Raw genomic sequence first — 10,124 nt, 5'->3', positions numbered from 1 at the left:
CACTTTTTTCATGTAGGGAAGCCTGACCCATGGCAGGAAGCAGTTTGCTGGTGCTGATCGACGACATCGCTACGGTTCTGGATGACGTGGCGTTGATGAGCAAAATGGCCGCGAAGAAGACCGCCGGGGTGCTCGGTGACGACTTGGCGCTCAATGCCCAGCAAGTCTCCGGCGTGCGCGCCGAGCGGGAAATTCCCGTGGTCTGGGCGGTGGCCAAGGGCTCGTTTCTCAACAAACTGATTCTGGTGCCTTCGGCGTTGGCGATCAGTGCGTTTGTGCCGTGGCTGGTGACGCCGCTGTTAATGGTCGGCGGCGCCTATCTGTGCTTCGAAGGCTTCGAGAAACTCGCGCACAAGTTCCTGCACAGCAAGGCCGAAGATGACGCCGGACATGCGCAATTGACCGAGGCCATGGCCGCGCCGAGCACCGATCTGGTGGCTTACGAGAAGGACAAGATCAAAGGCGCGATCCGCACCGATTTCATCCTTTCGGCGGAAATCATCGCCATCACGCTCGGCACCGTGGCCGACGCTTCGCTGACCCAGCAAGTGATCGTGATGTCCGGCATCGCCATCGTCATGACTGTCGGTGTTTATGGTCTGGTGGCCGGCATCGTTAAACTCGACGACCTCGGCCTGTGGCTGACGCAGAAACCCGGTGCCGCAGCGAAAAGCATCGGCAACGCGATCCTGCGCGCCGCGCCGTACATGATGAAAGGCCTGTCGGTGATCGGCACGGCGGCGATGTTCCTGGTCGGCGGCGGCATCCTCACCCACGGCATTCCTGCGGTGCATCACTGGATTGAAAGTGTGGGGGCGGCGTCCGGTAGTGTCGGGTTTGCAGTCCCGGTGCTGCTCAATGGCGTGGCCGGGATTATTGCCGGGGGCGTGGTGTTGCTCGCGGTGAGCCTGATTGGCAAATTGTGGAAAGCTGTGCGGGCGTAAGGACGCCCGCAGGTGTCATGCCGGGCGATCAGCGCTCTTCAGCAGATGCTTCGACAGGTAGTGCGCGACGGCTTCATCGGTGCATCGGCCGATGATCTCCGCTTCGGGCAGTGCCTGTCTCAACTCGGCATGTGCGTTGCCCATGAGCACGCCTTTGCCGACACTGGCCAGCATGTCGGCGTCGTTCATGGCGTCACCAAACGCGATGCAGGCCTGAATCGGCACGTTGAGGAATTCGGCCAGCTGCTTCAGGGCATTGCCCTTGGAGACGTCTCTGGCCATGACCTCCAGGCACCATGGAAACGTGAATACCGTGCCGATCTGATCGCCCAGCCGTTGTTCCAGCCGCGCCTGCAGCCTGAGCAGGGCGTCATGATCCTTGCTGCGTTGAAAGAAAAACACTTTCTGCACAGCCTGCAGCGGCAGATTCTCGGTCGCGCAGAGTGTCGGCTGGAAGTCCGGGTTCTGGCTGAAGTCCTTCAGGTTTTCGTCTTCTCGACTCATCAGCCAGCCGGATCGGCAGTAAAGGTTGATGGTCAGGTCGGTATCGGCGCGGGCTTCCTCGAGCAATGTCTGAACAACGGCGGTCGATAATTCCGCGCTCAGTGAAAGTCCGCCACAGGCGCTGGAAATGCGCGCGCCATTGGCGGTGATCAGGTGAACCGGCGGTGACTGACTGTCGAGCAATGACTCGACGTCCGTCTGATGCCGACCCGTCGCCAGCACGATGTGATGACCTGCGCGGTTCAGGCTGTGAATCACGCTTTTGGTAAAGGCACCGAAAGTATCGCCTGGCAGCAGCAGCGTGCCATCCAGGTCAGAGGCAATAAGCAAGTACATCATGACTCCTCGGAAGGGATCGCCTGCCCACCCAGTTGACCGGGCGTACGCCGCTGTCTGAAAGACGAATGGCGGCGTCAGTCTTTACCCGGGCGGGCGCAGAAGGGCAGGCATATGAAAAGAATGTCGGGCGTGCAGACGCGCTGACAAGCTCGGCGGGGCCGATGCTTGCCAGCGGTTGGAAGGGTTTACTCGGCAATCTGCAACTTGCGTGACTCGGTGTACACGTAACGGACTTTCTCGTACTCGAACGGCGAGTTCATCTGGCCATAGCGGAAGTTGGTCTGGTAGCGCTTGTCGACCGCGCGCAGGGCCCAGATTTCCGGGTGGTTTTCGCTGACTTTCGACACGTTCAGGTAGTTGATCGCCGATTCGGCGGTGTAGTCGACGGCCAGGCCGGCGGTGTCGCGGATGTTCGACGGGCCGAGGATTGGCAACACGAAGTAGGCGCCGCCCGGTACGCCGTAGAAGCCCAGGGTCTGACCGAAGTCTTCGCTCTGGCGCGGCAGGCCCATGGCGGTGGCCGGGTCCCACAGACCGGCGACGCCGATGGTGGTGTTGAGCAGCAGCCGCGCCGTGGTTTCCATCGAGCGCTTGCCCTTGAACTGCAGCAGGCTGTTGACCAGGTTCGGCACGTCGCCGAGGTTGTTGAAGAAGTTGCTCACCCCGGTACGCAGGAAGCTTGGCGTCACGTAGCGATAACCGTCGACCACTGGCAGGAACACCCATTGGTCGAAGCGGTAGTTGAAGTGGTAGACGCGGCGGTTCCACGACTCCAGCGGGTCGTAAACGTTGAGCGCGTTAAGCGTCGAGCGTTCGAATTCACGCTGGTCCAGACCCGGGTTGAACTTGAGTTTGGACAGCGGTTCCTTGAAGCCGTCGTTGTCGACCACCACGGGCGCGTTGGCTTTGCTGTTGTCGGCCTGGGCCACGCCTGCACTGAGGAGCGCTGCAATCAGCAGGAGATATTTAGCCACGGAAGAACTCCAGCATGGCGTCGCTGTTGACGCGGTAGTTAAGGTTGCCGCAATGGCCGCCGTAAGGATAAACGGTCAGGCGATCGCCGAAGGTCTTGCGCAGGAAACCGAGGTCGCCGGGGCCGAGGATCACATCGTCGGCGTTATGCATGACGGCGATTTTCGGGCTGTCGTGCAGGTAATCCTTGAGCGCGTACAGGCTGACCTGGTCGATCAGTTGCAACAGGCTGCCGCCGTCGGTGCGCGCACGCCACATCGGGATCACCTGTTCGGTCAGGTAGCAGTCGAAGTCGCATTGCAGCGCACGCTTGAGGAATGGCGTGAGGCTGGTGCCTTCGGTGATCGGGAATTTCGGCGGGGTGATCAGGCCGCGACGGTTGATCAGGTCGGAAGTGAAGGCAATGTCGGCCGCCGAGAAACGGAACGAGGTGCCGATCAGCATCGCCATCTGTTCGTTGGTCAGATGCTGTTTCGACTGCTGGAAGTCGTAGAGCAGGGCGTCGTTGAGGTCGATGTAGCCTTTCTGCTGGAAGTAGCGGGTCAGCTTGTTCAGCACCAGTTCATAGAAGGTGGTGCTGTTGTTGATGCCTTTCACCTCGGTCTGCACCAGCTTGTCGAGGTTGGTGATCGAGGTATAGAGGTTGACCGGTGGGTTGAGCAGCAGGACTTTCTTGAAGTTGAAGCTGCGCCGGGTTTCGTCCAGGTGCGCGACGAACGCGGCATCCAGCGCACCGAGGCTGTAGCCGCTGAGGTAGTACTCGGTGACCGGCAGTTTCGGATGTTGCGCGCGCACGGCTTGCATCACCCGGTACATGTCTTCGGCGTCTTCCTTGGTGATGCCCGGGGTGGCGAAGCGTGAGGCGGCGCTGATGAAGTCGAAGCTGGTCGGCGACGACAACTGCACGACGTGGTAGCCGGCCTTGTAATAGAGCTTCTTCAGGTATTCGTTGATCGCGCTGTCATAGCGCGCGCCGGTGCCGGCGATCAGGAAGATCAGCGGCGCCGGTTTGTCCTGCTCGGCGATGCGGTACGTGAGTTTTTTCACTGCCCAGAAATTGTCCGGGAGAATGAATGCCCGTTCCGGGCGCAGGGTAATGCTGTGGTCGGACTGGTTGATCTCGTCGTCCGACGGCAATTCCGGGCGCAGGTCCGGTGGCGTCGTGGCGATGGTCGCCTCGAACGGGTTGGTCAGGGGATAGCCATAACCGGCGGCATCGATATCCACCGCCAGTGCGGACGCACTCAGAATAAGGCCGCAGAAAAGCGCGGCGAAGCGCAAGGAACGGAGCATGACTGGATCCCTTAAAGGAAGGTGCCGAATGAAGTTCGCAGGCTATGACCACCGGGGTTGCGCCAAAGTGCCATGCCTCGGCACCAAACAGGCAGAATTCGGAGTAATAGTAGCTGGACGATACACTTTGCAAGGCGCGGATGACCAGTTAACAGTTGTTAGTACTTGCCAACGGTACAAGTGCGATTAAGCTGGCCGCCGATTTCGTTGATTGGAGAGATTCATGTCCCGCCGCTTGCCCGTGATCCTGTTGCTCGTTCTGTTGCCGCTGTGGCTGGCCGCCAGTTATGGCGCGCGTTATGGCTTTATGGAGGACGGTCGGTGGGTTGGCATCTGCGTCGATGAAGCGAGCCGTTGGGAATGCTCGGTGCGTTCGAACCTGGGGCTGATGATCCACTTCAAGGTACTGGGCTGGACCGCGCTGGGTGCGGCGCTGCTGGGTTTTGTGCTGCCCGGACGGGCAGGGTGGTGGCTGGCGGTGCTGGCGCTGGTGTTCGGGTTGCCGGCGCTGGCGTTGTACAACACCACGCTGGCGGTATTTGCGGTGGTGATTGCCGGGTTGCGGTTGGTCCGGGAATCCCGTAGCGCCTGATAGTCAGCCTTCGCGAGCAAGCCCGCTCCCACATTTAATCGAGTTCCTTCAGTTGGAATGCAATCAAATGTGGGAGCGGGCTTGCTCGCGAAGGGGCAAGACTGGGCTCTGGAGATCAGCCCTTGCGAACCCGCAGGCAGCGCCAAAGTGCCGCCACCAGCAACCCGCTGACCAACGCCCAGCCCCATGCCTGCTGATTCAACAATCCCTCTTCATACAACTGCGGCGCAATGCCGGCGCCGATGATAAAGGTCAGCAGGGCGATTTCCCGACGCGGCACGCTGACCGGTCGGCACACGTAAACCAGCGCCGGCAGGATGAACGCCATGCTGGCAAAGCTGCGATAACGTGCGTCGAAGACCATCTCCAGCATCATCACCGCCGCCGCGAAACCTGCCAGCGCCACCAGCCAGCCGACACGGCGCTCGAGCCGATTGAAGACGCGTTCACGCCAACCCTGGCGGGCGCTCAGGCTCAGCGCGGCATGGGCCAGCACTAACAGATTCAAGACCGTCAGCAAACCGACCCACAGCCATTCGCTGGCAAACCGCGTGGTCACTCGCGCCAGATCACCCCAGGCGCCGATCGAGCAGGCGGCCAGCGCACCGAGCAGCGGCAGGATCAATGCCGATCGGGTGGTGCGCACCCGGCCGCCGAGCAGCAGCGTGCCGAGGAAGATCAGCCCGCCGATGCCCAGCCATTCCTTCCAGTACGGCACGTTGGTCACCGGTCCGGCGAGCACACCCTTGTCCTGGCGATCGGCATCGAACAGGCCCCAGTAACCGCCGACCGCACCTTCGCTGCCACGTTTCCATGGCTGGTCGAACGCCTCGATCAGGTTGTAATGCCAGCCTTCCTTCTCGGCCATCGCGACAAAGCCGCGAATGAACTTGGCCTCGTTGACCCGGCTCGGCAGGGCGGTCTCGCGTTGGCGACCTTCGCTGGGCCAGCCGGTCTCGCCGATCATCACGTCCTTGGGCGCGAACTTGTTGCCGAACACCTGACGCACATCCGCCACATGTTGCAGGGCGACGTCGATGTTCGACGGATCATCTTCCCAGTACGGCAGCAAGTGAATGGTCAGGAAGTCCACCGCCGGCGCAACTTCCGGGTGCTTGAGCCAGAACTCCCAGACATCGGCATAGGTGACTGGTTGCTTGACCTGGCTTTTGACCTTGTTGATCAGTCTGGCCAGTTGCGCGCCGGTGACTTCCTTGCGCAGCAAGGCTTCGTTGCCGACGATCACCGCGCTGACCACATCCGGGTTGGCGTTGGCCGAGGCGATCAACTGGTCGACCTCTTTTTCGGTGTCCACCGGGTTGCTGTTGACCCAGGCACCGATCATCAGCTTCAAACCGTGTTTGCGCGCCAGATCCGGCAGCGCTTCGAGGCCGGTCATCGAGTAGGTGCGGATGCACTCGAAGCGTGTCGCCAGCAGGGCGAGGTCGGCGTCCATGCGCTCCGGGCGCAGTTTGAACGGTACGTCGAACGGCGACTGATCCTTGTCGAACGGCGTGTAGGAGGCGCATTGCAACTTGTGCGTCGGGGTCGCGGCGTCCGGCAGGATCACCGGTTTGCCGAGGCCGTACCAGAAGCCACCGAGGGCAAACAGGCCGAGCAGGCAGGCGAAGAGGTAGGGAAGAAAGGGAAAGCGGGAAGTCGCGGACATGGTCAGGCCGAGTGGCTGCAAAGCGACGCATGTTACCTGCATTTTTCAGCGGTTGGTGACCTGCATGATTTGTCCATGCAAAGTTCGGGCGGATTGTCTGGCGCCATTTATTCGGAGGCGATTAATGGCCTTCTGATGTCGTTTCTCGGTGTATTGAGGTCGCTGACAGAGCAGGTCGCTGCGGGCGTCAGGCCGATGATCGAAAGCGTCAGCACTCCACTGGCGTTCAAGCGAGTTTGCGGTCAGGCGTGATGGGGGCGCTGTGCACCATAACAATACGTTGACGATGCCCGGCATCCGTTGGGCGCAGCATTTCGGGGAAGTAAACGATGAAGATGCGACGACTTTTAGGCGCAGGTGCCGCTCTGGTGCTTGCGATGAGTTCCACATTCGCCAGCGCTGAAAAACAGACCCTGAACATCGGTTACGTTGACGGCTGGTCCGACAGCGTCGCGACCACCCATGTGGCGGCCGAGGTGATCAAGCAGAAACTCGGCTACGACGTGAAGTTGCAAGCCGTCGCCACCGGGATCATGTGGCAGGGTGTGGCCACCGGCAAACTCGATGCGATGCTTTCGGCCTGGCTGCCGGTCACCCACGGCGAATACTGGGCGAAGAACAAGGATCTGGTCGTGGATTACGGCCCGAACTTCAAGGATGCGAAAATCGGCCTGATCGTGCCGGAGTACGTCAAGGCGAAATCGATCGAAGACCTCAAGACCGATGACAGCTTCAAGAACCGCATCGTCGGCATCGACGCCGGTTCAGGCGTAATGCTCAAAACCGATCAGGCGATCAAGGATTACGGCCTGGACAAATATACGCTCAAGGCCAGTTCCGGCGCCGGCATGATTGCCGAGCTGACCCGCGCCGAGAAAAAGAACGAGTCGATTGCGGTCACCGGTTGGGTGCCGCACTGGATGTTCGCCAAGTGGAAACTGCGCTTCCTCGACGACCCGAAAGGCGTGTACGGCGCGGCTGAAACCGTGAACAGCATCGGCAGCAAAGAGCTGGATGCCAAGGCTCCGGAAGTCGCCAAGTTCCTGAAAAACTTCCAGTGGGCGTCGAAAGACGAGATCGGCGAAGTCATGCTGGCCATCCAGGACGGCGCCAAGCCTGAAGCGGCGGCCAAGGATTGGGTCGCCAAGCACCCGGATCGCGTGGCTGACTGGACCAAATAACCCAAACACTGCAATAACCCTGTGGGAGCGGGCTTGCTCGCGAAGGCGCCGTATCAGTCACATTTGCGTTGACTGGCACACCGCCTTCGCGAGCAAGCCCGCTCCCACATTTGTTTCTTGTGCACCCTCCCTTGCAGGGTTTACGGCTGTTTCAAAGCCTCTTTCCATTTCTTTCGGCTAATTACCGTCCGAAAATTGGCGAAAACGTCATGTCGTTCTAATACTAAGGTCGTCTGGAACCCGTTCCGCAGCCGCATACAGTGGATACGTTCCAACAATAATCTGTGCTGCGAGGATAAAAACAATGAACGACAGCATTTACCTCTCGATTCAAAACAGCCCGCGCTTCAAGGAGCTGGTGAGAAAAAGGGAACGATTTGCCTGGATTCTCTCGGCAATCATGCTCGGGCTTTACTCCGCATTCATTCTGCTGATCGCGTACGGGCCGCAAGTGCTCGGGGCGAAGCTCAGTCCGGGATCTTCGATTACCTGGGGCATTCCGATTGGTGTCGGCCTGATTGTCTCGGCCTTCATCCTGACCGCGATCTACGTACGGCGCGCCAATGGCGAGTTTGACGACCTGAACAATGCGATTCTCAAGGAGGCTCAGCAATGATCCGGCGTCTACTGGCTCTTTTGAGCATCGCAGCGTTCGCTCCAGCCGTCTGGGCCGCTGACGCCTTGACCGGCGAAGTCCACAAACAACCGCTCAACGTTTCCGCCATCGCCATGTTCGTGGTGTTCGTCGGTGCGACCTTGTGCATCACCTACTGGGCCTCCAAGCGCAACAAGTCGGCCGCCGACTACTATGCGGCGGGCGGCAAGATCACCGGTTTCCAGAACGGTCTGGCGATTGCCGGTGACTACATGTCGGCGGCGTCCTTTCTGGGGATTTCCGCGCTGGTGTTCACCTCCGGCTACGACGGCCTGATCTACTCGATCGGCTTTCTGGTGGGCTGGCCGATCATTCTGTTCCTGATCGCCGAGCGTCTGCGTAACCTGGGCAAATACACCTTTGCCGACGTGGCGTCCTACCGCCTCGGGCAAACCCAGATCCGCACCCTGTCTGCCTGCGGTTCGCTGGTGGTGGTGGCGTTCTACCTGATCGCGCAAATGGTCGGTGCCGGCAAGCTGATCCAGCTGCTGTTCGGTCTCGACTACTACGTTGCGGTGATTCTGGTCGGTATCCTGATGTGCATGTACGTGCTGTTCGGCGGCATGCTGGCGACCACCTGGGTGCAGATCATCAAGGCTGTGCTGTTGCTGTCCGGTGCCTCGTTCATGGCGCTGATGGTGATGAAACACGTCAACTTCGACTTCAACACACTGTTCTCCGAGGCAATCAAGGTTCACCCGAAAGGTGAAGCGATCATGAGCCCGGGCGGTCTGGTGAAAGATCCGATTTCGGCGTTCTCCCTGGGCCTGGCCCTGATGTTCGGTACCGCTGGTCTGCCGCACATCCTGATGCGCTTCTTCACCGTGAGTGACGCCAAAGAAGCCCGCAAGAGCGTGCTGTACGCCACCGGTTTCATTGGTTACTTCTACATCCTGACCTTCATCATCGGCTTCGGCGCGATTCTGCTGGTCAGCACCAATCCTGACTTCAAGGACGCGGCGGGCGCTCTGCTCGGCGGCAACAACATGGCGGCGGTGCACCTGGCTGACGCAGTGGGCGGCAGCATCTTCCTCGGCTTCATCTCGGCGGTGGCGTTCGCGACCATTCTGGCGGTGGTGGCGGGTCTGACCCTGGCCGGTGCCTCGGCGGTGTCGCACGACCTGTATGCCAGCGTGATCAAGAAGGGCAAGGCCAACGACAAGGATGAGATTCGCGTGTCGAAGATCACCACCATCGCACTGGGTGTGCTGGCGATTGGTCTGGGCATCCTGTTCGAAAGCCAGAACATTGCGTTCATGGTCGGCCTGGCGTTCTCCATCGCGGCGAGCTGCAACTTCCCGGTGCTGTTGCTTTCGATGTACTGGAAGAAGCTGACCACCCGCGGCGCGATGATCGGCGGCTGGTTGGGGCTGATCAGTGCGGTGGGGCTGATGATCCTTGGCCCGACCATCTGGGTGCAGATTCTGCATCACGAGAAGGCGATCTTCCCGTACGAGTATCCGGCGCTGTTCTCGATGGTTATCGCGTTCATCGGGATCTGGTTCTTCTCGATCACCGACAAGTCGGCTGCGGCCGAGAACGAGCGGGCGCTGTTCTTCCCGCAGTTTGTGCGTTCGCAGACGGGGTTGGGGGCGAGTGGGGCGGTTTCGCACTAAGCGCTGATTACGTGGTTTGAGTGAAGTGCCCCGGTTGAGAGATCGGGGCATTTTTTTTGTGGGCGGTTATCGGGCTAGGGCCTTGGTGTTTGGTGGTTATTGAGTACATATCCGTTGCTGCGGTAACGGCTACTTAGGGTTCCGCCCTTACGGCGGGTCACTTTTGGCAAACGCCCCAAAAGTAACCAAAAGGTCTGTGCCCTGACGTTCGGCCCTCGCCTGGGCTCGGGTTCCTTCGCTCCGGGATTCATCCGGGGGGCAGCGCCTCCGGTTTGCTTCGCTGCACCTCCTCTCGCTGTGTTTGGCTGCGCCAAACGGTCGCTGCGCTCCCACCCCCGGATAACTCCCTCCACTCAGCC

At 60.2% G+C, this 10,124-nt stretch carries 9 protein-coding genes; 5 read left to right on the top strand and 4 right to left on the bottom strand.

Annotated elements, in window-relative coordinates:
* The first annotated feature begins 29 nt into the window (after positions 1-29).
* The gene (locus LCH64_RS12605; protein ID WP_226500420.1) at positions 30-944 is read left to right on the top strand and encodes a DUF808 domain-containing protein; all 915 of its coding nucleotides are present in this window, start codon (positions 30-32) and stop codon (positions 942-944) included.
* A 15-nt stretch (positions 945-959) separates the two neighbouring features.
* Here LCH64_RS12605 and LCH64_RS12600 read toward each other — a convergent pair whose 3' ends face one another.
* From LCH64_RS12600 to LCH64_RS12590, 3 genes are all read right to left on the bottom strand, one after another.
* Complete coding sequence (locus tag LCH64_RS12600; protein WP_226500419.1) at positions 960-1,784, bottom strand: Cof-type HAD-IIB family hydrolase; 825 nt, start codon at positions 1,782-1,784, stop codon at positions 960-962.
* A gap of 188 nt (positions 1,785-1,972) precedes the next feature.
* The gene (locus tag LCH64_RS12595; protein ID WP_003222981.1) at positions 1,973-2,761 is read right to left on the bottom strand and encodes a VacJ family lipoprotein; all 789 of its coding nucleotides are present in this window, start codon (positions 2,759-2,761) and stop codon (positions 1,973-1,975) included.
* The gene (locus LCH64_RS12590) at positions 2,754-4,052 is read right to left on the bottom strand and encodes a hypothetical protein (protein ID WP_003222983.1); all 1,299 of its coding nucleotides are present in this window, start codon (positions 4,050-4,052) and stop codon (positions 2,754-2,756) included. Before LCH64_RS12590 ends, LCH64_RS12595 begins: the two co-directional genes overlap by 8 nt.
* A gap of 223 nt (positions 4,053-4,275) precedes the next feature.
* Between LCH64_RS12590 and LCH64_RS12585 the strand changes: the two genes are divergently transcribed.
* Entirely contained in the window at positions 4,276-4,644 is a 369-nt protein-coding gene (locus LCH64_RS12585) for a hypothetical protein (protein ID WP_003222985.1), read from the top strand.
* A 115-nt stretch (positions 4,645-4,759) separates the two neighbouring features.
* Here LCH64_RS12585 and LCH64_RS12580 read toward each other — a convergent pair whose 3' ends face one another.
* Entirely contained in the window at positions 4,760-6,355 is a 1,596-nt protein-coding gene (locus LCH64_RS12580) for a beta (1-6) glucans synthase (protein WP_226500418.1), read from the bottom strand.
* Positions 6,356-6,642: 287 nt separating this feature from the next.
* Between LCH64_RS12580 and LCH64_RS12575 the strand changes: the two genes are divergently transcribed.
* The 3 genes from LCH64_RS12575 to LCH64_RS12565 all read left to right on the top strand — a co-directional run bounded on the left by LCH64_RS12575 (position 6,643) and on the right by LCH64_RS12565 (position 9,765).
* Entirely contained in the window at positions 6,643-7,494 is an 852-nt protein-coding gene (locus LCH64_RS12575) for a glycine betaine ABC transporter substrate-binding protein (protein WP_003222989.1), read from the top strand.
* Positions 7,495-7,798: 304 nt separating this feature from the next.
* Positions 7,799-8,110, top strand: a complete 312-nt coding sequence (locus tag LCH64_RS12570) for a DUF485 domain-containing protein (protein ID WP_003222991.1) — start codon at positions 7,799-7,801, stop codon at positions 8,108-8,110.
* On the top strand, positions 8,107-9,765 hold the full coding sequence (locus LCH64_RS12565) for a cation acetate symporter (protein WP_103522381.1): 1,659 nt from the start codon (positions 8,107-8,109) through the stop codon (positions 9,763-9,765). Before LCH64_RS12570 ends, LCH64_RS12565 begins: the two co-directional genes overlap by 4 nt.
* Positions 9,766-10,124: the final 359 nt, after the last annotated feature.

The sequence above is a fragment of the Pseudomonas sp. MWU16-30322 genome (genome assembly GCF_020515535.1).
GTDB lineage: Bacteria > Pseudomonadota > Gammaproteobacteria > Pseudomonadales > Pseudomonadaceae > Aquipseudomonas > Aquipseudomonas fluorescens_H.
Note: the sequence above shows the minus strand (reverse complement) of the source record. Positions and strands in the feature narration are given on the sequence as shown.

Bases quoted from the DNA above. Each gene is read 5' to 3' on its own strand.
- LCH64_RS12605 (WP_226500420.1), top strand. From the start codon at position 30: ATGGCAGGAAGCAGTTTGCTGGTGCTGATCGACGACATCGCTACGGTT.
- LCH64_RS12600 (WP_226500419.1), bottom strand. From the start codon at position 1,784: ATGTACTTGCTTATTGCCTCTGACCTGGATGGCACGCTGCTGCTGCCA.
- LCH64_RS12590 (WP_003222983.1), bottom strand. From the start codon at position 4,052: ATGCTCCGTTCCTTGCGCTTCGCCGCGCTTTTCTGCGGCCTTATTCTG.
- LCH64_RS12585 (WP_003222985.1), top strand. From the start codon at position 4,276: ATGTCCCGCCGCTTGCCCGTGATCCTGTTGCTCGTTCTGTTGCCGCTG.
- LCH64_RS12580 (WP_226500418.1), bottom strand. From the start codon at position 6,355: ATGCAGGTAACATGCGTCGCTTTGCAGCCACTCGGCCTGACCATGTCC.
- LCH64_RS12575 (WP_003222989.1), top strand. From the start codon at position 6,643: ATGAAGATGCGACGACTTTTAGGCGCAGGTGCCGCTCTGGTGCTTGCG.
- LCH64_RS12570 (WP_003222991.1), top strand. From the start codon at position 7,799: ATGAACGACAGCATTTACCTCTCGATTCAAAACAGCCCGCGCTTCAAG.
- LCH64_RS12565 (WP_103522381.1), top strand. From the start codon at position 8,107: ATGATCCGGCGTCTACTGGCTCTTTTGAGCATCGCAGCGTTCGCTCCA.